Raw genomic sequence first — 24,989 nt, 5'->3', positions numbered from 1 at the left:
ATTTATGAATAACGCTGCGATACTATCAACTACTGTTTTTTCTAAAACAATTAAAAGCCTTGGAGATATACAGTTACGATTTTTTGACTTAGAAAAAGATGTCCAAACCATATATGATTGGGTAACCAAACCTTATGCTACTTATTGGGGGATGCAGGAGTATACTCTGGAAGAAGTAAAAATTGCTTACCAAGAAATAGTAGAGTCGAATCATCATGACGCTTTTATAGGTATGCTTGATGATCAACCTATTTTTTTAATGGAGCGCTATAAAGCTTCAAAAGATCCTATCTCGGATTATTACGATGCTAAAGAAGGAGATTGCGGGATGCATATTTTAGTGGGACCTGCCAAGAAAAAGATCTCAAATTTTACATGGTATGTTTTTTCTACCATAATTGAATATCTCTTTACTGATCCAAGAACAGATCGTATAGTAGTAGAACCCGATGTACGAAATGATAAAATTCACATACTTAATAAAAAGGCTGGATTCAAATATCATAAAGAAGTCGATTTACCCCATAAGAGAGCAGCAATAGCTTTTTGTGAAAAAGAAGATTATAAGAAAGCACTGTTGTCCATTAATGATAAAAGTAGCGCCATCTAAAAACAAAATCAATGATTACAATAGATAAACCAATTGAAACTGAGGTAAACCTAGATCATTTAACTCCAATAGCCTGGAAAGAAGTAAATCGTGCTTTGGTGAAAAAAGCAATTAGTGAATTTTCACACGAATTGCTTTTGGAACCAAAGTTTCTTCGTAAGGAGAAAGAGTGGGGACATTATGTTTTAGCTTCAAACACCCCAGGTGTGACTTATGAATTTAAAGCTAAGCGAAGAAGTTTAGATCATTGGCATATCGATGAAAAGACTCTTCTAAAGAAACAAAATGGAATTCCAACAGTCATAGATGCAATTCATTTTGTTCTAGAATTTAAGGATATCTTAGGTATTCCTGACGATATGTTACCTACATATTTAGAAGAAATTACCAGCACATTGTCGGGGGCAGCATATAAATATCATAACAAGAACATTACTTCTTCGATGCTTGTTCAAGGTAGTTTTCAAGTGATCGAGCATGCTATGACAGAAGGACATCCTTGTTTTGTAGCCAATAATGGTCGGATTGGATTTAACATTGAAGATTATAACAAATACGCTCCAGAAGCTGATAATTCGTTTCAACTTATTTGGTTAGCTGGACATCTGAGCAAGGCTACCTTTACGGCAGTAAAAGGGTTTGAGTACAAGTCTTTGATGCAAAAAGAATTAGGGGTTGCAACGATTGCCAAATTTAATGATGTATTGGAGAGTTTAGGGTTGGATATGGAATCATATGTTTTTATTCCAGTCCATCCATGGCAGTGGCATAATAAAATTGCTCATGTTTTTGCTGCTGATATAGCAAATCAGGATCTTGTGTTTTTAGGAAAAGGAGAAGACCTGTATTCTGCTCAGCAATCCATCAGAACATTGTATAACAAAACGAATCCAGGTAAATTATATACCAAAACAGCGCTTTCTATTCTCAATATGGGGTTTATGCGTGGTCTCTCTCCATACTATATGCAAAGTACCCCTAGTATTACAGCCTGGATAACCGAATTGTTAGAAGATGATAAATATCTTCAGGAAACTGGTTTTATGATGCTTGGTGAAGTAGCTACGGTGGGATATAGAAACTTCAACTACGAAGTTCTAGGTAAGACAAATGCTCATAATAAAATGCTATCGTCTTTATGGCGAGAATCACCAAAATCAAAAATTAAAGCGAATCAAGAAGTCATGACCATGGCGGCATTTTTGCATATGGATAAAGATGGGTCTTCATTGCTTGTCGAACTGATAAAATCTTCTCCTTTTGACACTTCGGTCTGGTTAAAAAAATACTTGCATTGTTATTTGAGTCCATTGTTACATTGTTTTTATACTTACGAAATGGTTTTTATGCCCCATGGAGAAAACCTCATTATGGTTATGGAAAATCATACTCCAGTAAAAGTGCTGATGAAAGATATAACAGAAGAAGTCATCGTTTTTAACCCCGAGTTGGATTTACCAGAAAAAGTAAAACGCCTGTATACAGAAACCTCTGATAAGATGAAGGTGTTGTCAATTTTTACTGATGTTTTTGATTGTTTTTTCCGATTTATGGCAAATGTATTAGCAGAACATGGAAGATACCCAGAAGAACTGTTTTGGAAACTTGTAGCAGATTGTATCTATACATACCAGAAAGAACATCCAGAATTGGAAGAGAAATATATAAAGTATAACCTTTTTGAATCTGAGTTTGATAGATGTTGCTTGAATAGACTACAATTAAACAACACAAAACAAATGTTAGACCTAGCTGATCCTATTGAAAGTTTACAGTTTGTAGGGACTCTTAAAAACCCAATCGCAGAGTATAGTAGTAAGACTGTACAAGTTTCTGCTATGAGTAATATCTAAAAAATGAACTCAAGGTTATTAAATCATAAAACGATCGCAGAATCAGCTAAAGGAAAACTACATCTTATTAGTAAACTAATTAGAGAACGAAAAACTACCTATGCTTTTTCTTTTTCTAGTAAAAAAGTAACGAATGAGATTATTGAAGAAATAGTTACTAATGCCACTTGGGCTCCTACTCATAAAATGACGCAACCATGGCGTTTTGAATTGTTAGAAGGTGCTCATCATACAGATTTAGGAAAATACATGCTTGATTTTTATCAGAAAAGACTGTCTAAGCATCAGTTTCCAAAATCCAGACATCAAGAAACATTGGAGTATGCAAAAAATGCATCTATGTTGGCTATCATCTTTCAGCGCAATGAAAGAGCTAGCATACCAGAGTGGGAAGAAATCGCAGCTATCTCCTGTGCAGTACAAAACATGTGGCTCTCTTGTACCGCTATGGAGATTGGCTGTTATTGGGATACATGCGAGGCTTCTATACAGTATTGCAATGAGTATCTAGAACTTGCTTCTAATGAAAAATGTCTTGGTGTTTTTTTTATGGGATACCCCAAAAACAACTTAGAGAAGAGAAGAAGAAAACGTAAACCTTTATCCAGAAAGTTAACCCGTGATTATAAGAAATAAAGAGTGAGGTAGTGCAATCTCACCAAATAGAAGAAGTATTAACCTTTTTTTTAAACGATATGACCGAAACAATCCAAGTGTGGGTAGGTAAATTTGAGAGTATTTCAGGAATTATTATTATAAGCCTTGTGGCTATAGAGTGGCTAGTTCTGTTTATAATTAAAAAAATAGAGAGTCACAAAGAAGGGGTGGTTAATATTGTATCCTATGTGTTACAATCTATTCCTTATATTTTTTTGGGTAAGATTGTGATCCTGGGGATTATGATGTGGGGATATGAATATCGGTTATTTACTCTGGGGTATGAATGGTATATATGGGTTCTAGCTTATCTTGTATATGATTTTATGTTTTATGTATTGCATTTTATAGGGCATAAAGTTCGCTTTTTTTGGTGTATCCATGGCGTACATCATACAGCAGAAGAAATGAAGTTAACCGTAGCAGTACGAGGATCATTTCTCATTTTTTTACACATGCCTCATACAATCTTGTGGCTTCCATTACTCGGGTTTAATCCATTTATGATTTTTATAATTGAGATGATTGCAAATCTATATGGGCTTTATGAGCATGTAAGTGAAAAATTAGTTGGCAGACGACCTTGGTTAGAAAAAATACTCATAACACCTTCGTTACATAGAGTGCATCATGCAAAAAATCATAAGTACTTAGATACCAATTATGGGGAAACCTTTTCTATATGGGATAAAATTTTTGGCACTCTACAAGAAGAACTTGATGATGAAAAACCAATATATGGTTTGATGGGTGATAGTATAAATAGCGAGAGCCAATGGCAGATTCAGATGGTATTGTGGAAAGAACTTTGGAACGATATGAAAACAGCAACAAAGTGGTCTGATAAATTCAAATACCTAATTATGTATCCCGGTTGGAACCATATTGATGGGGGCAAAAAAGCTAGCGACTATAGGTCTGAGGCTTGGATACAAGAAGAATTAATAAAACAAACAAAAACTCAAAGCATAAACTTAAAAGATAAATGAAAAGTAACGAAAGAATTTTAGCAATAGATCTGGCAAGAGGGGTAAGTGTGTTGATGGTAATTATGGTGCATACACTTTGGATTTATGGAGATATACCAACTCAAGCAGATACCTGGTTAGGAGAAGTCGTTCATTTTATAGGAAAAGGAACCCCCATGTTTTTAATAGCAATGGGAGTATCATTTACGCTATCAAGAAATCAAAGCATTGTTTTATCTATAAAACGTGCTTTATACATCCTTGCGGCTGGGTATATTATGAATTTTTTAAAATTTGTTGTCCCTGTTTTGATTGGGACAGTACCCGATGCTTTTATTGAAGCTTATGGATGGACAACTCCTGTTATATTAGATAATATGATTTATATGTTGCTAACAGGTGATATTTTACAGTTAGCAGGAGTGTCATTACTATTTATGGGAATCATCAATAAATTTTCTAAAAACAAATATGTCCCTTTAGTTATCGCATTTATAATTGCTGTAGTGACCAAGGAGGTACACGGTTTCCGATTAGGAATAGGAGGGATAGATTATATCCTCGATCTGATTTGGGGAGCAGAGTGGAATGTATATTTTGCTGTATTTCCTTGGTTTTCTTTTATTCTTATAGGAATGTTCTTCGGGATGTGGTATAAAGAAAAAAATAAAAGCGATGCTCATATTTTTAAAAGAATGGGAATTGCAGGTATTTTTCTGATGATCATTGGTGGTGGATTGTGCTTCTCTAATTTTGAATACCACTTTGGAGATTATTTTCATTTAGGACCTGGGGGAACTATTTACTTGGCAGGATTTAACCTAATTTTAATGTGGTTAGCTAACCTCTTGGTAAGCAAAGTGAAAGAAAATAGAGTTTTTGATTTTTTCTTTTACTGTAGCAAACGAGTAACTACAATATATATAATTCAATGGGTTGTTATCTGTTGGGGGATGGGAGCACTGGGGTATCAACAATTCGGAATTATAGGCGTTCTGATTTTGATTCCTTTTTATGTGATTTTGACCCTGGGGATCCAAAAAATGATGTTAGATAAACTGCCTTTACTAAAAAATAATAAAACCAATATTACTAAAAAATCAATATCTCTTCAAAAACCTTAACCAATATGCGTCAGTTTGATTGTATTAATGTAGAATATTTTAAAAGCCATGAACTCTTACTATGGAAAATTAAAGATACTGGGATGCCTAATTTCTGTTTAAAAGGACTTAAAGAATTTAAGGAGTTTTCAGCTTGGGTACAAGACTATTTTGCGGATCCCGATAGACCACTAAAATTTATTGTTTCGGCTTCAGAACATTCTGGTATTTATAATATGGGAGGAGATCTTCCTTTTTTTCTAAAAAACATTAGAGCTAATAATGTTGATGAATTAAGAACATATGCACATTTGTGTATAGATGCTATCTATAATATGTACACTTCTTTTGGGTTGCCAGCGATAACTGTTGCTCTGGTAGAAGGAAATGCATATGGTGGTGGTTTCGAATGTGCATTGGCACATGATTTTATTATAGCAGATGAAAGAGTGAAATTTTGTTTACCAGAAAATAAATTCAATTTGTTTCCGGGTATGGGAGCCTATAGTTTTTTATCCAGAAAATTAGGTGCTGTAGATGCAGATATAATTTTGAAAAACAACAAAACGTTTAAAGCTAGGTATTTACAATCATTAGGGCTTGTAGAAGAGCTTGCAGAAAAAGACAAGGCAATGATATCTTTATATAACTTTGTAAATAAGTTAAAAGAACGATTTAACTTTGAATATCATCATTTGCAATGCAAGAAAATTGTGTTGCCACTAGTCAAAGAAGAGCTTTTAAAAATTACAGACTTATGGGTAGAAGCATGCCTTCAGATTAGTGCATTTGACCTGCGTAAAATGGAAATTTTAGGAAATGCACAATCCAGAAAGGTAAAAGTAACAATCTAATTAAAATATAGACCGAACCTGTATGGTTGAAGGCAGCTTACTTAATTGTATAGCATTTAATAAGTACTTTAATTAGTGATACGTATAAGAAAACGAATTGTCGCTATACGGTAGCGTATTCAGGGATCAAATAAGGTTCTAATTCTAGTTTTACTTGTTTGATCCATTTTTCTAGACGTTCATCACTTAATTGAGATTCATTATCATTATCAATTGCGAGACCATAGAAATAATCTTCTTTCCCTTCTATTAATGCAACAGAATCCGTAAAACGATATCCTTCAATAGGCCAATGCCCAATAATATCTCCGCCATTCTCTAAAACAACCTTTGCTAATATTCCAACACCATCAATAAAGTATTCTCCATATCCTATTTGATCTCCTAGACCATAAATGGCTACGACTTTATTAGTAAAATCAATTTCTTGAAATTCATCAAAGAAGGATTCCCAGTCGCTTTGTAAATCTCCATCATACCATGTAGACAATCCAAGGATTATGATTTTATACTGTTCAAAATCTTCTTTTGATGCATCATCTATTTCTGTTACAACCAACCCTTCATCACCCCATATAGAAACAAGATCCTTAGTAATGTCATCTGTACACCCTGTATCTGATCCGTAGAACAAACCAATTTTTTCCATAATTATTCAGATTAAATATTTCTACAAAAATATATTATTTTTAATTATTCTAAATAAAAATAATGTAATAAATTTGAATATTGAAATTTAATAGATATGTATATTTTAGACCCTTTATATTATAATAGTACCGGAGCAGCTTATACCTTAAAAAATAGTAAATTAGAGAATGATCCTAAACAAAAAATACAAATACATATTGGTGATGTAGCTATTTTGATGGATATTAAAGAAATAGAGTCTTTTCTAACCGTTATTCGTTCAGCACAAAAAGGATGTCAATGTAAAGACTGTAGTAATCAAGGAGGATATAAAACCATAAAATGTAATACACCGCAGGTAGAAATTAACTTTAAACTGACGCCTGAGATTCTTGATGGATTAGAGGAGTTAGTTATGGGAATTTTGTTTCATGAAGAGTATAACAACATTCTAGAAAATAATCATATAAACTAAGAACAAATATTTTGATATACCGCAGTAAAGTGATCATAGTGTAGGATGTTTTATTGTATAGTCTCTAAGCCTTTTTGTCTATATTTTTTGGGAGTGGTACCTTCTATTTTTTTAAAAGCCGCAGTAAAATGAGTAGAATTTTTATACCCTACTAGTTCTGAAATTTCATATATGGGTTTTTTGCCATGCTTTAACAGTTTTTTTGCCTTAGTCATTCTTAAGTTTAAAGCATACTCAAAGATTGTAGTACCAAAAATACGTTTAAACTCTTTTTTAAGAATAAAATCATTAAGACCAACCATACGGGTTAGTTCGTGAAGAGAATATTGAATAGTCAAGTCAGAGTTTATTATGAATTGTACTTCATATAATTTCTTAATAAGATTATCTGTATTTGAAATTTCGGTTTTAGGCTTCTTCTGTATTTCTAATTGTAAAGAGAGCAATTCTAGTACTTTTGATTCAAGAAACAGCCTTTTTAATAATCCATCCCTGGTATCTGTAAGAATTTCGGCTAGTATTTCTTGAGTCTTTGTGCATAATGGTTTAGTGAAATTTTTATTAAGTTTCTCTAATGCATACTTTTCCTGAATGTTATATTCTAAATCAAGTTTATGCTTTTTTATAAAATCAGGATTCATACGGATTTTAACTTCTTTAAAATGTTTGTTCTTATGATATTTTATACAACCAGAGATTTTGGAGAGATAAACAAGGTAGCTTTCTTGACTTTCATAAATCATATCATGAGTTCTTCCTTCAATTTTGATAATTTGTTCTCCGTCAATAAGGTAGGATAACTCTAAGGCATTTATTATTTTGGAGCCAGAAACATGAAAATCCTTTTTTAGAGAAACATTAAAAACTGCTATTTGCAAGCCATCAAAATGACTATATTCATAGTTTCCATCGCCGTATTGAGGTAAAAACTGAAATTTTTTTGTGATTACGCCACAATGTTCTTGAGTGTTAGTTAGTTCAATAACAGAGTGTAACGTGCATTGGTTTTGGTTGTTCAAGGAAACTGGTTTTAAGAGTTCTTTATTGCGTCTTTTTTTATCCATAATGCGTCATTTTTCTCTTTCCTTAGATATTAATTTTGCAATTAAATTTATTTAGACCAAATATAAATAATATTATAAAAGTCTAAACTAAATTGTTCTAAAAAAATTGTGATGTCAGTGTTTATTTTAAGAAAAAATAGTTGTCTTTTTTTTCTGCTATTATGTGTTGTAATTGGTAATGCTCAGAGCGGAGTAACTGGTGTAATTTTGGATCAAAATTCTACTCCAATTCCAGAAGCATCTATACGGGTGGTAGAACTTAAAAACAGAGGTACAGTAAGTGATTTTGATGGTAAATTCAACATTGAACTTCCCTCGGGGTCTTATACTCTAAAAGCTAGTTTTGTAGGTTTTAAAAACTATACCAAGAGAATTACTATTAGTAACCAGAAGACAACATCTCTTACCATTGTTTTACAAGAAGATATCAAAGAGTTAAGTGATGTAATTGTAAAGGGGAAATCTAAGGCGCAGTCAACCAGAGAGAAAGCATTTGAGGTTGAAGTTATTGAAACCAAGGCTCTTAAAAATATTAGCGCCGATATTAATGCTGTTTTAACTACAATTCCAGGAGTAAATATCAGGCAGAGTGGAGGTTTGGGGTCTGGATTTGATTTTACATTAAATGGTTTGTCTGGTAAACAGGTTAAATTTTTTATAGATGGGATTCCTTTAGAAAATTTTGGAAGCTCAATATCCCTAAATAATTTTCCCGCTACTCTTGTAGAAAGAGCTGAGGTGTTTAAAGGTGTTGTACCAATAAATTTGGGAGCAGATGCCTTAGGTGGTGCAATAAATGTTATAACAAATCAACGCAAAAATGATTTTATAGATGTGTCTTACGATGTAGGGTCTTTTAATACGCATCGCGCTACAATAAATGGACAGTATTATGACGATAAAGGATTTGTGATTAAAGCCTCTTCATTTTACAACTATTCTGATAACGATTATAAAATAGATGATATCGAAGTAAGAGACGAATTAGGTAATGATACTGGGATTAGGCGTGATAATGTGAGACGATTTCACGATGCATATAACTCCCAAATGGTTACTTTTCAAGCAGGCTTAGTAGATAAAAATTTTGCAGATCGATTATTGGTAGGAATAACAGCAGCGGCAAATAAAAATGAAATCCAACACCCTATTGATCCTCAAAACCCATTTGGAGAAGTTTTTACAAAAAACAATGTTTTTAACGCGTCGGTCATTTATGAAAAAGCAAACCTGCTTAAAGAGAAACTAAGACTAAAGCTCTATGCTTCTCTGGGAGAAAATAACGATAAGGTAGTTGACACCTCGGCAAGAAAATATGATTGGTTCGGAGGGTTTATTGAAAGAGGAGATCAAAGCTTAGGTGAATTTGAGTTTAGTAAGACGTTATTTGAGTTTAAGGATAATACACACCTGATAAATACCTTTGTGAGTTATAAGGTTAGTGATCAGAGTACATTAAATTTTAATTACTCAAAGAATTATGTAAAAAGAAAAGGCAAGGACCCAGCAAAAACAGGTAGAATTGCTTTTCAGGATCCACATATTGTCGATAAAAACATATTTGGGTTATCTTATGATTTGAGCGTATTTGATGCTTCCTGGAATACAACTTTATTTGCTAAAGGGTATTTATTAAATTCTGAAGGGATACTTGAAGACGTATTTGATAATGAAGAAGAAAGTAAATTCACAAACTTTAGCAATACCTTTGAAGAGGTAGGGTATGGATTTGCTTCTACATATAAATTTTCTAATCACTTTCAGGTAAAAGGATCTTTTGAAAGAACTTTTAGAATTCCAGAAGGTTATGAAGTATTTGGAGATGGATTTTTGTTAAAATCAAGCCCCGAATTATTGCCAGAAGAAAGCTATAATGCAAATTTTGGAGTTCTTTTGAATACAGATATTAACAAATTTAAGTTACGTTTCGATTCTAATGTTTTTCTCAGAGAATCAGAAAATTTTATTACCATACGATCTGAGGGGATTTTTTCTAGATTTTATAATACTGCTGCTGCCAGAAGCACAGGAATTGAAGGAGAATTAAGAACATTGTATAATGATATACTATTTTTGGATCTTAATGCTACGTATCAAAATATTATAGATCTCAATGCAGGAGAAAGTGCTGGGGTAGATTTCCTGAAAAACCAGCGAATTGCAAATATTCCTTATCTATTTGGTAATGCAAGAATTGGATGCAATTTAAAAGATGTATTTTCTGTAAATGACCAGGTAACACTATCCTGGAGTTCTTATTATGTACATGACTACCCTTTGACTTCTTTTATAGAAGGAAACCCCGACGAAAGAGATATCATCCCAGAACAATTTTCGCATAATGCCCAGCTTGGATATTCTTTTAAAAATGGAATGTACAATGTTTCTATACTGGCAAGAAACGTAACCGATGCCAAAATATATGACAACTTCGAAATACAACAGCCAGGAAGAGCTTTCTATGTAAAGTTTAGATACTATTTGTCAAACTAAAACAATTAATAATTATCAAAATCATATCGTAATGAAAACAATAAATTATACTAAATATTTGCTATTTCTAATAGCAATTTCTATGGTCACGATCTCTTGTAGTAGTGATGATGATCCAGTCGTAACTCCTGATCCGGGTCCAACCGCCGTTTCCAAGTATGTGGTAGGGTTTCAGTCTGTCGGGTCTGAGGATTATATCTTAGAATTACCATCATTAGAGTCACTTACAAAAGGTGAGATTTCGGTAGAAGGACAAGGGACGCCATTAAAAGGTTGGAGGTTTTTTCATAGTGTAAAAAATACAGTATTTACTGCAGGATATTCTGATGATGATAAATGTATAGCTTATGGTCTAGATAAAGATGGTAAGTTAGTAGAAAAAGGAAATTTTGTGTTTCAGTCTACTCTGGATAATTACGCGGCTATAGATGATAAAACATTGTTGGCAGTAGAACTTTCTTATGGAGGTTTATCTGATAAGAGATTTCATATCATAAGTGCAGAGACCGGAAAACTAGAAAAAATTGTAGAACACCCTATCGATATAGATAAAGGAGATGGTACTACAAAAAATCCGGGATCTATTCCATGGGTTACAGGAATGGTATTAAGAGATGGAAAATTATTTATTTCTTATCATAAGTGGTTGGCAGATGGGTCATACGTGACACCAGATGTAGACAGAGCTTATGTAGCAGTTCTTAAATACCCTGAGTTCGAACTAGAAAAAATAATAGAAGATAATAGAACAAGCCCTATTGGTGTTAACGGGCACAGTACCGGAATTGAGGAAACAGAAAATGGAGATATTTATTCTTTCTCGACTTCAGCTTTAAGTGCTGGTTTTACGGCTGCAACAAAACCTTCAGGTATTTTAAGAATTAAAAATGGAGCTACAGAATTTGATAAAGATTATTTCTTTGATGTAGAGAATGCACCAAATGGAGGAAAAATATTCTGGATGGATTATGTAGGAAATGGTAAAGCAATCGCCCGAATTATATTGGATGATACAGTTGGAGATTGGGGCGTATTTAAAGAACAAGGTAGCTTCTTTAAAATGGTAGTTATAGATCTTATAAATAAAACAGTTACCAATGTTCAGGGAATACCAGCTCATGCTAGTAGATATACGTCTCCGATGTTTGTAGAAGATGGTAAAGCATATTTAAGTAGCCGTGTTGGAGATGTAATAGGTCCTAATGGTGAGAATGCAGATAAAGGAGAAACTCATGTTTATATTGTAGATCCGGAAACTGCTGTAGCAACCAAAGGAGCAAAAGTACAAGGATTAGCACTCAAAGGAATTTTTAAAGTAACTAACTAACCTAACCTTTTGAGAAAAAACACTCCCGGACATTAGGTTTAGGAGTGTTTTTGTTTTTAAAAATAAGATTTAAAAGTAAAATCAAATGAAAAAAATAACAAAAATAATAATCGTATTACTTTTATGTAGTACCAAAACTTTTGCACATTTCTTTTGGATAGAAACTAATCCCGAAGGAACAATAAATAAAGAGCATGAAATAAGAGTATACTTTGGGGAGTTTGCTAGCGGCGAATCAGAAAAAACAGATGGTGAAGTATTTAAAAATGCTCAGTATTTTACATTGTGGGTTATAGACCAAGAAGGAAATAAAACACAATTAAAAACTACTGCAGAGGACGCATATCATGTTACAAGTTTTACTCCTAAATCTAATGGTACCTATTCTGTGGTTTTGGACAATAAAAAGTATAAAGTTTTAGATTTCACCAAGTATGACTATGGTATTTTTAGACCGCAATACCACTCTGTTGCCAAAATAGAAATAGGAGAAAACACAGAGCATAAAACAGCAACCGTTAATCCAGAAAGTATAACGATAACCGATTTGTCATCAACAGCAGACAAGGCAAAATTACAGGTGTTATTTAAAAATCAGCCTTTGGTAGAAACAGAAGTTACTGTCTTTATGAAAGAAAATTGGTCAAAAAAAATAAAGACTGATAAAAATGGAGTGATTACATTTGGCTTACCATTTAAGACCAGATATGTAGTCGAAGCAACGCACGAAGATAAAAAACCAGGGGTTTATAATAATGAAGAGTACCAATTCACATGGCATTGCGCAGTATATACAATTAACTAATATAGATATTCAAAAAGCATGAAAGAAAGAGAGCTCAAAGAAATAGCATCTCAACTAAGTTGTCCTAATGGAGATTCGGGTCTGAAAATGGCAGAAAGAATGAATCGAACAAATCTTGGGATGATTATCAATACTATAAATAGTTTAGAACTTAAAAGTAATGATCATGTTTTAGAATTAGGGCATGGTAAAGCAAATCATCTTAGTGAAATCCTTAGACAAGTTGATAATATATCATACTATGGTTTAGAAATATCAGAATCAATGAAAGCTGAATCTGAAAAAAGTAATGACAGTTTTATAAAAAAAAACCAGTCAAAATTTGAATTGTATGATGGAAGTAATATTCCTTTTTCAGATCATAGTTTTGATAAGATAATGACCGTAAATACAATTTATTTTTGGGATAAACCTCTTACTCTATTGCTAGAAATCTATAGAGTGCTTAAGCCCAAGGGGCAATGTTTAATAACATTTGCTAATAAGGACTTTATGCAGTCACTACCGTTTGTAGACTCTAGATTTGAACTTTACGATTTTGATAAAATTAAAGGTTTGGGAGCCAAAATACCTTTTAGCTCAATTGATGGGATTTACAAAAACGAAGAGGTAGAAAGTAAGACAGGTGATAGAGTGAATAGAGAATATACTATAATAAGATTCACTAAGTAACTAAGACTCTCTTTTACTGCCAGAAAAGAAATGAAAATATTAGATTTATTAACCTACTTTATTTAAAGAGAAGAAAGCATTACAGTATTATATTTGTAATGCTTTCTAATTGTAGGTATGTTTAGGGGCAACTTAAAGGGGGGTGCCTTGTTATTTTGCCTTATTATTATTTAAGTAATCAATGCAGAAGTGGTTTTGCTATATATTCCGACTGATGGCTCGTTAGTTTGATTAGAGAATGAATGTTGGAAGAATGGTAATATATTGTAGTTAAACCATATCGATAATAATTGATAAGGAATTTTTATAGAATCTTTTAACCCTAGTTTAGAGTCTTCTATATGTACCCATCTCTTTAGAGGTTGCTCATATATTTTGCTAACAGTTTTTTCTTTTCCGTAATGTTTTTTCATTTTAATAAACATTTCTACATCAAACAACCATCTACTGAAAAAGTTTTTATTAAAAATTACAGGAACTAGTTCTGCTTTAAACACTTTGGCACCACACTGTGTGTCTTGAATAGATAAACCAAGGATAAATACAATAAGAACATTAATAAATTTTGAGATGACACGTCTCATGCCATTTTTATTGATGTTGTTCGAAGTATTTTTTGCTCTTGAACCAAAGACAAAGCTTAGTTTTTTATTCGTTTTAAGTGTTTTTAAAAGCCCATCAAAGTCTTCAAAATCTGTAGATAAATCAGCATCAATAAAACCAATAAATTTTATGTCTCCTCTACTATGTAAATATCTTGCACCAGCTTTTACGGCAGCAGCTTTGCCAGAATTCTTTTTAATATCAATAACACTTACCTTTTGAGGTGCTTGAGATTGAATATCTTTTAATATATCAATGGTATTATCTTTACTTCCATCATTTACAAAACATAAATGATAATTATCCTCTTTTTTTATGAATTCGAGAAAAGCTATTGCATTTAATCTTTTCTCTTCGTTATAGCAAGGTATGATAATTCCTGTTTTCATAGTAGGATTTTTGAGGTTTATGTTTCTAATTTAGTGCTGATTTGCAGGTTGTTATGTTGTATTTCGACAAAAAGGTATTTGCTGTCGGTGAATGGTTTTTATCGATAGGTTTACCATTCGTCTAAGAAAAGATAAAGAGTTCTTTGGTGTTGAAAATAGTACGATGTAAGCGATTTACACTTTGTAAAGACCTTTTTTTTTGCTACATACTAGGTGTTTTGTATTGCTTTCTTTTTAGTGGTGTTTAAAACCGAAACCTTTGTTGTATATTTAAGTCAGAAACTACGGCGAGCTTTTATGGATAAAACCACAAATAAGTATTTAATCAGTGCATTACTTATAGGAATAATTTTTCATGGTACTGCTATCTTTTTTACTTTAGAGGTAACATATGATGCATTGATTCATTTGTTTTTTGGCAATCATTATGCAAATAACTGGTTTGAACCATGGAGTTATAGTTGGTATACGGGATTTACTGTTATGGGATATCCCCCATTGGTACATCAAAGTATTGGGATGTTCTCGTATATTGGCGGACTTAAATTTGGTTTGTTTACCGTTGCTATTATAGCTATCATTCTTTTTATAACCGGAGTATATCGTTTTGCTCTTGTACTTACCTCGAATAGAAATGTAGCGGGATACACAGCTATATTAGCAGTGTTTTCTTCAGCTTTTATAGAGACATTACATATTTTTGGGCAACTCCCGAGTATTATAGGGCTTTCTGTTTTATTTCATGCGCTACCAGAAATTTACCTTTGGCTCAAAACAGGAAAATACAAAAACTTATTAAATGCTTTAAGCCTTATTGCAGTTACAGTAACCTCTCATCATGTGACCCCTATTTTTGGAATGGTTTTTTTTATTTTTCCATTAATAGGAATGGTAATTATGGATGTTTCTAAGGAAAAAGTAGGAACATATAAGGATGTGAGATTTATGACTTTCTTACAAAGTTTTTTATCACTTTTTAAAAGAATAGTTGGCTTTGGTTTTGGATCGTTACTATTAATTGTTGTTTGTATTTTACCGTATTGGATTAATACTAAGAATAACCCAATTACCCAAGTGCCGATACCTCATGGCTCAAGGGATAATTTTTTTGAAGTCACTTCCTCTGGATTAGTATTTTTTATCATACCGTGGGGAGTTTTATTATTCTTACTCCCTTATATCTGGTATCGACTTTTTAGTAAACGATATTTGTTTTTTGGATTGTCAATAGCACTATTATCAATTTTGGGAACGGGAGATACAACACCAATTCCTAGAATAATATTAGGCGAAAATGCTTTTAATATTCTTACTCTGGATCGATTTACATTATGGGCGGCGATGATGGCTTTGCCGATATTTGGCGAATTTGGCTATCGATTTGTAGAGGGAGATTTGAGGCAAAAAATCCAAAGAAAGTATGGAGGTGTTTATCACAGAATTATAGGAGGATTACTTACAGGCGTTATTGTTTTTATGACATTCTTCACGATGAGTCTTGGGTATTTTAGACCTTCTCAGCCACAAAAAATAAAAATGCTGCCGATTCTCAATTTTTTAAGTCAGGATCAACATGATCATTGGCGATATTTACCTCTGGGGTTTGGAGATCAAATGGCATGGCTTTCTGCTCAGACCAATGCAATGACTGTTGATGGAAATTATCATTCGGCCAGAAGATTACCCGAGTTAACTACAAGGGCAGTAGAACGTTTAGAAAACTCAAAATTTAGAGGAGTAGAAGGGATAGGTTCTCTACAACAATTTCTTACGGTACCAGAAAAATATAATCTAAAATATGTGTTTTCTAACGATAAATTCTATGACCCTATCCTGTATTTTTGCGGCTGGCAGAGACTTCGACAACTAGAAAATGGTATCATGGTTTGGGAAAAATTAAATGTCCCGCCATTATCCAGTATTTTACCAAAAGAAGATGTTCCTACTTTTCAAAAATTGATGTGGGGATTAATTCCTATAGCAACGGTATTACTGGCATTTATTATTAATATACAGCTGATTTGGATCCATGCATTAAAATCAAGATCTGAGAGTTTTCCTGTATATTTTAAGTTTAGGACGTATTATGATGAATTTAAAAATCCAATTTTTAAAATATCTTATTTATGGGGTATCTTTATGTTGATTGTTACTGGATATGGGATGTATTTGGTTTATGTAAAAAATGTAAAGCAACTTACTCCTATTAGTTTAACAGAAGCATATTATGACGCTTTAGATTTTAAAGAATTTAAGAGAGCATATTCTTATTTGGATCCTAAAAGTAATAAGACTATCGATCAATACATGTTAGAGATTGCAGTTACTGATGGTTTATTGAGCTCATATGCCAAAATGGATGAAATTAATGTAAGTATTACTGCAAAGACAGATAGGACTGCCAGAGTTAAAGCCGTAACACATTGGATCACCCCATTAGAAAGAATAGATAAAACATTTTATCATGAGCTGGTAAAATATGGTAATAAATGGTATATAAAACCATTAGATTATGATTTGGATATCCCACCAGACCAGTTGTTTTCTGAAAACGTCACTGCTTTTTTTAACCATGGAAGACGTAGAGTTAGTTCAGAGGTTACCTATCATGAAGATGTATTAGAACAACCTGTATTAGAAGTATTGTCGGCAAAAATCATTGAATATGAGGATCAATATAGCATTATAGGAGAATTACAAAACATTGATAACATACCAGCTGATGTCGTAATTACAGGAACATTATATAACGATAGTAATAAAAAATTAGCTGGATATAATGCAAAACATCAAATGAAACACAAATTGATGCCAAAAGAGATTACTAGTTTCCGTATTAATTTTGAAGGAATTGCATGGATAGATAGAGAGGATCAAAAGCCAAAAACTTTTGATCCTGATCAATTTACACCAATAGAGTTTGATGAAAGACCAACCAGGTTTAATATACAATCTGCAGGAAATGTAACAACCGTAGATTTATATAAAGGAGTTGCCATCAATGAGCTTTCTGTAAAAAATGATTTTATCGAAGGAATCTTATTTAATTCGGGTTTAGAAGAAGTAACAATCCCTCTACTTTTAATTTCATATTATGATAAGGATTATGAGCTGATATGGGTAGATCATCAATATCTGCCAGAAGGAATTCGTCCGCAGCGAAAACAATATTTTAGCTATCAATTTCTGGATTTATCATGTGTTAATGTTGTTAATAAGGATATGAAGAATGTTTTTGTAAACGGGTTGTTAAACACTGGAATAAGCAAGAGCATTGTTCCTGATAGAAGGGATGAACACCTACCGTTTCCATTTTTACCCATAAAAGGGAATGGGTTTAGTTATATCAAATTAGAAATCAACACTTATGTAGGGGCACCAAATTAATGAAAGTAAAAAGAAAACATATTTTTTTAGTATTGGTAACATCATTGTTTTGTGTTATAAGTATCGCTTTTACAACGAGTGTAAAAGAAACAAAAAGGATCTCGGCAACTCTATTGACTGACCAAAGAGTTTTTGAGGCGGGGAATAGTATTGTGCTTAATTTTAAATTTAATAAACCAGTGCGAGCTTCCCTTTTTGCACATTCCTCGTTTGGTAGTACTATTATCGAGCCAGATAAAATCGGTGGATCTCAATTTACGATACCAGAGTTTATAGCCAATAAAAAAGGTGTATTATCCTATAAATTAGTATATCAGTCAGATATTCTTTTTCAGGGCAAAATACATATCCGATCTAATGCCGCAACAAAGGTAAATTTAGAGACCTATATTGGTCCTCCAAGTATTTTGGCAGGAGGATGGGATTATACAATGCAGGTTGTAATCCCTACAGATTCGTACGACAACACATTGCCTGATAGTACAGACGTGTTGATCAAACATCAATTCTTGGATATAGAAAAAGAAAGAGTATTACATAGCAAAGACATGATTGGCTGGGCAAGAATCTTTTCTTATACAGAATCAGGCAGAATGGCTCTATCTTCTAAAGTGAAAGAAACAGTGTCTAAAGAAACATCTATAGAAGTGTTCCCTTGGTTGCCAGAAGATTTTACGATTAATAGCCACAGAAAGCATGAGTATGCAGATGGTAATCAGGTTACAGAATTTACTACCTCTGTTTTAAAAGATAAATATGATAATGTGGTCAGTAATGGCACGTTAGTCGAATTTGTGATTAAAGACACAAAAGGAGTGTTATTACATACTCAGGGAAGTACAATTAATGGTCAGGCAATTGCCAAAATTTTACATCCAGATCATAAAGAGACCTGGCAAATTAGTGCTTATGTACATGGAATGGCAGAAAGTAATACAATAACCTTGGATTATACTCCTGTGATTAATGATTTTGAGGTAGTGTTTAATCAGGATAATCGTAAGATTAAAATTGGTCCCTTAATAAGCTTTATGGGGCAGTTAATTCCAGACGGAGCTATAGTAAAAATGGATATCTTTAAGGGTAATAAAAAAATTGATACTAAAGTAAAAACTTCTTCAGAAGGAATAGTTAGATTTATATTGCAAGAAGGGTTTTATGTTTCCGGAGACTATAATATCCATATTAATGCATTAGGAGTTCACAAAGAATATAAGAATATTACATTAAAATGATAGGTTGGAATAGATACATATATAGGTCACTCATTATTGTTTCTTTTATAGGAATCATCGTATTGGTACTCTTTGGGATTAGTCAGACACTATCTTACCTCAGTACAGGAGCGGATAGAACTTCTATGCTGCATTTGGCTGTAAAAAAGGAGCAAGTATATCTACCTAAGTTAAAATGGGAGGATACGATCAATCCTGGGCGAAAAATGGAAAAACAAACACTACAGGAAATAGAACAGGATTATCTTAATGCATGGTATATACGTAATGCAGCCTACCAAACTAATAAAATAGAAGGGATAGATGACTATTATACAGAAAGTGCTCGAAAACACTTAACTAAATCAATAGTATATAATAAGAAAAAAGATATTGCTGTACATAGTACCACGACCAATCATAAAGTCTCATTAGATTTTTATAGTGCCGATGGACAGTTAGTTGTTTTGTCAGATACAAATGTAAAAGAATACAAAAGAGTATATCGAAGTGAGGAGATGCTATTAGAAACACATTTGAACTCTGATTATCAGATCTTATTAATGCTAGAAGATGGGTTTTGGAGGATACGTCATATAGTAAAAGAAAAAAAACATAATGTATTAGATAGAATATCAAAAACAAATGGCTGGGCTAAGGTTATACGATATAAGATCTATGTAAATGATAAGGAGTATCAGATCAAGGGAATTAATTATTACCCGCAAAAAACACCTTGGGATATGTTTGGAGATAAATTTGATAGTAATGTGATTGCCAAGGATTTTGATATTATTAAAAATGCAGGCTTAAATACGATACGAGTTTTTGTACCCTATAAAGCTTTTGGAAAAGCTAAAGTTATCCCCGAAGAATTAAAAAAATTACGAGAATTATTGGATACGGCTCAATCCAAAGGTCTTATGGTTATAGTTACCTTATTTGATTTTTATGGGGATTATTCTGTATTAGATTGGACATTAACACATCGCCATGCAGAGCAAGTTGTAACGGCATTTAAAGACCATAAAGCTATATTGGCTTGGGATATAAAAAATGAACCAAATTTGGATTTTGATTCTAGAGGAAAAGAAACAGTGTTGGCTTGGTTAAAAGAAATGAGTCACCAAATAAAACAATTTGATCCTAATCATTTGATTACCATAGGGTGGTCTGATATAGAGTCAGCTGGTTTGTTGCTAGATGAAGTTGATATGGTATCTTTTCATTACTATCTGGATATTAACAATTTTGAAGAAAGGTTTGCAGGATTGGATATAGAAATAGATAAACCTATCGTCTTACAAGAATTTGGATTATCATCCAGTAGAGGGTTTTGGAGCCCTTTTGGTCCTACAAAAAAAGACCAAGCGAATTACTACAAACAGTTTCAGCAAATGATTAAGAAAAAAAATATTCATTATCTATCCTGGACATTATATGATTTTGATCAAGTGCCAACCGGGGTTGTGGGAAAATTACCTTGGCGTAAACATAAGCAGAAACATTTTGGATTTCTAGACAAGAATGGAAAGAAGAAGCCTGCTTTTGAGTTTATAGAGTGATAAAAAATCAAGATAATACATTTTATAGCCATAGCCCTTATTAATAAAAAGACAATTCATTCTGGTAAGTGGATAGAATCATTTTGATAATTGTTTGAACCCACATTATGCATTAAAAATCTACTACAGCTCGAATTTGCTTCAAAATATATTAGTTTGTTATGTTTCTCAAATTAGCCGTAGCAGTGCTATATCGAATTTAATGAAACGATTATATTTTATTGCATTTTAGAGCTTGATAACGAAGTTCTAATGCATGATTAGGATTGAACTGATGATTTGTCTTTTTTGTAATGTATGAAAGGGTAGTGTTTGTATGTGTTTGAAAAATAGTTTATTATAAAAGCCTGAGTTCAATATAAGAAAGCTACGTCAGTTCTAGTGTTTTCTTAGCTTACGAAGACCATAAAATTTATCGAGAACAAGCAGTTTTCCAAAAAAACTAATCACGATACAGCTTTTCTTCACATCATTACCAAAAACCACTTGATTGGACGGTTTTTATAGCCCTCTAAATTTATATTGAATTCAGGTTAAAAGATTTTTACTTTTTCAAGATAGATGTATTATCTCCCTCTTATATAATCATTAAGTTCTTCAATTGTCAATTCAAACAGAAAAGCATCGTTTACTTTATAATAATTACTAAGGTCATAAATATATCCATAAGCATGCTTGGCATATTCTAATTTGTCATCTTCAAAATTAAAGAGTAGTATAATCTGTTTTGCTTGTTCTGACGTTAAACAATTGGTGCTTGTAATTTGCTTAGCCAATGTTAATTTAGTATCATGAAAAGTTTTAGTAGAAATAGATTCTTTTACCGAGTTAAAGTCTGTATCACTCATGGGATAAGAGCAACCAATAGAACCATTATAACCTGGCATTACATAATGATTATTTGTGGCTATTGGTTCATTTTCATAAATTGGAGGATTGTTGTTAGTGGTGGAGTAAGTTGTGGTAGTGGTTGTAGTGGTTTCCGAATATGTGTCATCAGTGATACCTATATTTACATTTAATTCTGCTCCACCAATGTTTATACCCATGGAAATATTATCTTGATCATTAGGGGTTGTATTTGTTGTAGTACTAACTGTAGAAGTTGTTGTAGATACAGAAGCTGGAGGCGTTGTTGAAAATACAATAACCGATTGTGCCGGGGGAGAAATTGGAGCTTGAGGTAAAGGGATTATACTTAAAGCCCTTAATACATATTTGTCTTTTCTATTTTTTTTGATGTTATACGTGTATTCCGAATTTCGATCGGTTAGATATATACTTTTTTGTATATCAGGTAATTGATTGTTTTCGAAAACAATAGTTACTTTATAACTTCCTTCAAAATGTAAATCAGTAATTTTTACATTTGTTTCATAACCTATATTTTGTAATATGCCATTTAGGATAACCTGAAACCGATCTCCATTTTGATTAAAGAATACAACATTGCAATCTTGAGAGAATGTTGTTGTAGATGTCATAACTAGAATTAATGCAATTGCTATTTTTTTCATGTTCTATAAAATTTGGTTTTTTCTTCTGTCGACATTATCAAATTTTATGCCAGACAATTTAATTATACTTGTACAATTAAATTGTTTTATTCTCTATAAATAGAGATATTACCGATGTTATTTGTTTGTTTACAAATAATCCAAAGTGTCTTGCGCTTTCGTCATTGGGTAATTCGACATATTTTATGGGTTTATTTGGCCACATGACTTTGTGTCGAATCGGTAAAACATCAGAAGAAGTAATTTGTTTGATTTTAGGGATTGTACTTTTCATTTACAAGAGTGTTTTGGTTAACTGCAAGCCTTGGTATAAAAGATTGGAAATACAATTTGCACCAATTCTTACTTGTATTCAATATTTTATGCGGAGCATAGTAGTAAGAATCAATAAAAGGGTAAGCAGACCAACGATGCTTGTAAATATTCCGGTTTTTTTTGACTTTGCCCAACCAGATAATGCTATGATGGCTGAAAGGGCGAATAGCCCAATCATAAAAGTAGATATCCCAACAACCCTTGGTATAAAAAAATCTCGTGTGGTTACATTTGTTATGTATCCACCTGGAGTAGTTACCATTGAAATTTGAAACATGGCAAATACAGAAACCAGAAAGCAGCCAGCAGAAATAGTTGCTAGCCTCAGGATTCTGTTTATTAGTTTGCTGTTTTGGTCAGAAACCAATAGGTTAGCAACTATTGCAATAGAAAAACCACTGAGCAAGGAACCAATCAAAATAGTTTGATTGGCTAAAGTATTCCAATATTCTAAGGTTGTTTGCATAAATATTTTATCAGTTTTTAGGTAATAAATGTCTCTGTCTAAGTAAAGATCTTCCTTTTATATTGTATGTGCTCTAATGTTTTGGTAAACATTTTTATCAAACTATTCTACTGAAAAATCTTCCTTAAAATTAGCAATAAAATCGGTAATGTATTTTTTATGAATATCCGTTTTACGAACAACCAAAAAGTGCATTCTCTTTATACCATACTTTCCTATTTTTTTATAAACTATATCTTCCGATAGTTTGAAGGATTTTAATGCCCATTTTGGCAAGCATAGTATTCCCATATTGGCATTCACCATTTCTAAAGCCACTTCGGTCAGTGGGATAGCAGAAATTTTGAATGGGGTGATTTTATTAGGTTCTAAAAATTGTCGGTAGACCGATACAGTTTCCAAAGGAAAAGAGTGGATGATAAGGTGTATATCTAGGAAGTGACTAGTATCAAGAAATTCAACTTTATGTAATGGGTTTTCTTTGTGCATAATAGCAAAGATTTCATCCTCAAAAATTTCAACACTTGATAATAAATCATTTGTAGGCTTAGAGGTAACTATGGCAATGTCTATTTCATTTGATAAAAGTTTTGAAATCGGCTGGTGCGTAGCTTCAAGATTTAGATCAACCTTAATCTGAGGGTATAAAACCCCCATTTTTTGAATAAACCCAGATAATCCCTGATAAAATGAGTAGCATTCTGTACTCACCTTGATTGAGCCTGCAGAACCAGTTTTTATTTGTTCGATATTTTTAAACCCTTGTTCTATACTTTCAAGAATATTATTGGCCAGTGTATATAGTTCGTTACCTTCTTCGGTTAATTGCCACTTATTACGGGTTCTATGAAAAACTTTAAAACCAAGCTGTTCTTCTAGATCCTTTAGTTGATGACTTAATGCTGATTGAGTTAAAAACAGTTTTTCAGAAGAACCTGCTATACTCCCTTCTTCAGCAATCGTTTTTATTAGCCTAAAATACTTGATTTCCATAAATGCAAAGTTACAATAATACAACAGAGAGAGAGATGAAATAATTTCAGCTATGATTTAGAATGATTCAATTATATATGTATTTGTAAGACTATATACCTTTTAATTTTGCCCAAAATATAAATCTTATGATCATGCAAAAACAAATTGAATTTTACGAGAATAAACTTACCTATGAGATGGACCCATCTGATGTATATGATGCATTAGAAAATAATGAAGATATTATTGTTGTGGATACAAGGCAAAAATTTGGATATGAAAAAGAACATATTCCAACTGCGATAAACTTACCCCATAGTGAAATGACTATTGAAAGTACAAAGCATCTGGATAAAACAAAAACATACGTTTGCTATTGTGATGGTATTGGGTGCAATGCCTCGACAAAAGGAGCTCTAAAAATGACTAAACTTGGTTTTACAGTAAAAGAACTGATGGGGGGCATCGAGTGGTGGAAATTTGATGGTTATGCAACTGATGGAACGCATCCAACAAAAGGCTCGCAAATTCAATGCGCTTGTTAAAGATAGGTATATGAACATCCGATTTGCTCTTGAAAAAGATATTGTACCGATTGTAGAATTATGCCAAGCACATGCTGCTTTTGAGAAAGTAGCGTGTGATGCTACTAACAAGCAGGAGTTATTATCAAAATATCTTTTTCATTCGTCCAGCATTCTAAAATGTATTGTTGTAGAATGGGATACAGAAATTGTGGGATATGCCACATTTATGAAACAGTTTTCTACTTGGGATGCCAGTTTCTATATATATCTTGATTGCTTGTTTTTGAAAGAAAAAACAAGAGGTATGGGATTAGGGACCCAACTGATGAGAAAAATAAAAGAATATGCACGATTAGAAAACTGTAAGGTTATCCAATGGCAAACTCCTGATTTTAATGTCGAAGCAATTAATTTTTACCATAAAATTGGTGGGATATCAAAATCAAAAGAGCGATTTTTTTGGCATATATAAAAAGCATGTATGTCCTTACTATGACAGAAATAAGAATAACTTTTGATT

The 24,989-nt window shown here is 32.6% G+C and carries 23 protein-coding genes; 16 read left to right on the top strand and 7 right to left on the bottom strand.

Annotated elements, in window-relative coordinates:
• Window positions 1–4 precede the first annotated feature (4 nt).
• The 6 genes from C1X07_RS18900 to C1X07_RS18875 are packed head-to-tail and all read left to right on the top strand — an operon-like array spanning window position 5 to window position 6,045.
• Window positions 5–610 (top strand): GNAT family N-acetyltransferase, encoded by a 606-nt coding sequence (locus C1X07_RS18900; protein ID WP_128755324.1) that lies wholly within the window; start codon window positions 5–7, stop codon window positions 608–610.
• Between the two features lie 11 nt (window positions 611–621).
• Window positions 622–2,463, top strand: coding sequence for an IucA/IucC family protein (locus C1X07_RS18895; protein WP_103071601.1), 1,842 nt, complete (start codon window positions 622–624; stop codon window positions 2,461–2,463).
• Between the two features lie 3 nt (window positions 2,464–2,466).
• The gene (locus tag C1X07_RS18890; RefSeq protein WP_103071600.1) at window positions 2,467–3,099 is read left to right on the top strand and encodes a nitroreductase family protein; all 633 of its coding nucleotides are present in this window, start codon (window positions 2,467–2,469) and stop codon (window positions 3,097–3,099) included.
• 59 nt (window positions 3,100–3,158) lie between these two features.
• Window positions 3,159–4,109 carry a sterol desaturase family protein gene (locus C1X07_RS18885; RefSeq protein WP_103071599.1) on the top strand — a complete coding sequence of 317 codons (951 nt, stop codon included), beginning with the start codon at window positions 3,159–3,161 and terminating at the stop codon, window positions 4,107–4,109.
• Window positions 4,106–5,212: a heparan-alpha-glucosaminide N-acetyltransferase domain-containing protein gene (locus C1X07_RS18880; RefSeq protein WP_103071598.1), complete on the top strand. Its 1,107-nt coding sequence runs from the start codon at window positions 4,106–4,108 to the stop codon at window positions 5,210–5,212. Before C1X07_RS18885 ends, C1X07_RS18880 begins: the two co-directional genes overlap by 4 nt.
• Window positions 5,213–5,217: 5 nt before the next feature.
• A complete protein-coding gene (locus C1X07_RS18875; protein WP_103071597.1) occupies window positions 5,218–6,045 on the top strand; it encodes a crotonase/enoyl-CoA hydratase family protein in 828 nt (275 codons plus the stop codon).
• Window positions 6,046–6,148: 103 nt separating this feature from the next.
• On the opposite strand, the gene C1X07_RS18870 is transcribed toward C1X07_RS18875, so the two are convergent.
• Window positions 6,149–6,694 carry a flavodoxin gene (locus C1X07_RS18870; RefSeq protein WP_103071596.1) on the bottom strand — a complete coding sequence of 182 codons (546 nt, stop codon included), beginning with the start codon at window positions 6,692–6,694 and terminating at the stop codon, window positions 6,149–6,151.
• A gap of 96 nt (window positions 6,695–6,790) precedes the next feature.
• Here C1X07_RS18870 and C1X07_RS18865 point away from each other — a divergent pair, with 96 nt between their 5' ends.
• Window positions 6,791–7,150, top strand: coding sequence for a hypothetical protein (locus tag C1X07_RS18865; protein ID WP_103071595.1), 360 nt, complete (start codon window positions 6,791–6,793; stop codon window positions 7,148–7,150).
• Between the two features lie 50 nt (window positions 7,151–7,200).
• On the opposite strand, the gene C1X07_RS18860 is transcribed toward C1X07_RS18865, so the two are convergent.
• Window positions 7,201–8,214, bottom strand: coding sequence for a helix-turn-helix transcriptional regulator (locus tag C1X07_RS18860; protein ID WP_103071594.1), 1,014 nt, complete (start codon window positions 8,212–8,214; stop codon window positions 7,201–7,203).
• A 111-nt stretch (window positions 8,215–8,325) separates the two neighbouring features.
• On the opposite strand from C1X07_RS18860, the gene C1X07_RS18855 reads away from it, so the two are divergent.
• The 4 genes from C1X07_RS18855 (at window position 8,326) to C1X07_RS18840 (ending at window position 13,511) form a co-directional block, all read left to right on the top strand.
• Entirely contained in the window at window positions 8,326–10,707 is a 2,382-nt protein-coding gene (locus tag C1X07_RS18855) for a TonB-dependent receptor (RefSeq protein WP_103071593.1), read from the top strand.
• Window positions 10,708–10,738: 31 nt separating this feature from the next.
• Complete coding sequence (locus tag C1X07_RS18850) at window positions 10,739–12,034, top strand: DUF4374 domain-containing protein (protein WP_103071592.1); 1,296 nt, start codon at window positions 10,739–10,741, stop codon at window positions 12,032–12,034.
• An 85-nt stretch (window positions 12,035–12,119) separates the two neighbouring features.
• Entirely contained in the window at window positions 12,120–12,839 is a 720-nt protein-coding gene (locus tag C1X07_RS18845; protein WP_103071591.1) for a DUF4198 domain-containing protein, read from the top strand.
• Window positions 12,840–12,857: 18 nt separating this feature from the next.
• Window positions 12,858–13,511, top strand: coding sequence for a class I SAM-dependent methyltransferase (locus C1X07_RS18840; RefSeq protein WP_103071590.1), 654 nt, complete (start codon window positions 12,858–12,860; stop codon window positions 13,509–13,511).
• A gap of 170 nt (window positions 13,512–13,681) precedes the next feature.
• Here C1X07_RS18840 and C1X07_RS18835 read toward each other — a convergent pair whose 3' ends face one another.
• Window positions 13,682–14,503, bottom strand: coding sequence for a glycosyltransferase (locus C1X07_RS18835; RefSeq protein ID WP_103071589.1), 822 nt, complete (start codon window positions 14,501–14,503; stop codon window positions 13,682–13,684).
• A gap of 297 nt (window positions 14,504–14,800) precedes the next feature.
• Here C1X07_RS18835 and C1X07_RS18830 point away from each other — a divergent pair, with 297 nt between their 5' ends.
• Genes C1X07_RS18830 through C1X07_RS18820 form a run of 3 tightly spaced genes read left to right on the top strand, consistent with a single transcriptional unit; the run spans window position 14,801 to window position 20,669 of the window.
• Window positions 14,801–17,890 carry a hypothetical protein gene (locus C1X07_RS18830; protein ID WP_103071588.1) on the top strand — a complete coding sequence of 1,030 codons (3,090 nt, stop codon included), beginning with the start codon at window positions 14,801–14,803 and terminating at the stop codon, window positions 17,888–17,890.
• Window positions 17,890–19,125, top strand: a complete 1,236-nt coding sequence (locus C1X07_RS18825; RefSeq protein ID WP_241507287.1) for a hypothetical protein — start codon at window positions 17,890–17,892, stop codon at window positions 19,123–19,125. The genes C1X07_RS18830 and C1X07_RS18825 overlap by 1 nt, the downstream gene beginning before the upstream one ends.
• The gene (locus C1X07_RS18820; RefSeq protein ID WP_103071587.1) at window positions 19,122–20,669 is read left to right on the top strand and encodes a glycoside hydrolase family 2 TIM barrel-domain containing protein; all 1,548 of its coding nucleotides are present in this window, start codon (window positions 19,122–19,124) and stop codon (window positions 20,667–20,669) included. Before C1X07_RS18825 ends, C1X07_RS18820 begins: the two co-directional genes overlap by 4 nt.
• A gap of 566 nt (window positions 20,670–21,235) precedes the next feature.
• Here the strand turns inward: C1X07_RS18820 and C1X07_RS18815 are convergent.
• From C1X07_RS18815 to C1X07_RS18805, 4 genes are all read right to left on the bottom strand, one after another.
• Entirely contained in the window at window positions 21,236–22,186 is a 951-nt protein-coding gene (locus tag C1X07_RS18815) for a DUF4476 domain-containing protein (RefSeq protein WP_103071586.1), read from the bottom strand.
• A 76-nt stretch (window positions 22,187–22,262) separates the two neighbouring features.
• Window positions 22,263–22,460, bottom strand: coding sequence for a hypothetical protein (locus C1X07_RS24790; protein ID WP_128755323.1), 198 nt, complete (start codon window positions 22,458–22,460; stop codon window positions 22,263–22,265).
• A 78-nt stretch (window positions 22,461–22,538) separates the two neighbouring features.
• Window positions 22,539–22,967, bottom strand: coding sequence for a hypothetical protein (locus C1X07_RS18810; protein WP_103071585.1), 429 nt, complete (start codon window positions 22,965–22,967; stop codon window positions 22,539–22,541).
• Window positions 22,968–23,069: 102 nt separating this feature from the next.
• On the bottom strand, window positions 23,070–23,960 hold the full coding sequence (locus C1X07_RS18805) for a LysR family transcriptional regulator (protein WP_103071584.1): 891 nt from the start codon (window positions 23,958–23,960) through the stop codon (window positions 23,070–23,072).
• Between the two features lie 134 nt (window positions 23,961–24,094).
• On the opposite strand from C1X07_RS18805, the gene C1X07_RS18800 reads away from it, so the two are divergent.
• Together C1X07_RS18800 and C1X07_RS18795 are read left to right on the top strand one after the other, a co-directional pair.
• Window positions 24,095–24,487, top strand: coding sequence for a rhodanese-like domain-containing protein (locus tag C1X07_RS18800; protein ID WP_103071583.1), 393 nt, complete (start codon window positions 24,095–24,097; stop codon window positions 24,485–24,487).
• Between the two features lie 10 nt (window positions 24,488–24,497).
• On the top strand, window positions 24,498–24,941 hold the full coding sequence (locus C1X07_RS18795; RefSeq protein WP_103071582.1) for a GNAT family N-acetyltransferase: 444 nt from the start codon (window positions 24,498–24,500) through the stop codon (window positions 24,939–24,941).
• The last annotated feature ends 48 nt before the right edge of the window (window positions 24,942–24,989 follow it).

The sequence above is a fragment of the Aquimarina sediminis genome, from assembly GCF_002895435.1.
Lineage (GTDB): Bacteria > Bacteroidota > Bacteroidia > Flavobacteriales > Flavobacteriaceae > Aquimarina > Aquimarina sediminis.
This window is presented reverse-complemented; position numbering and strand designations above follow the sequence as displayed.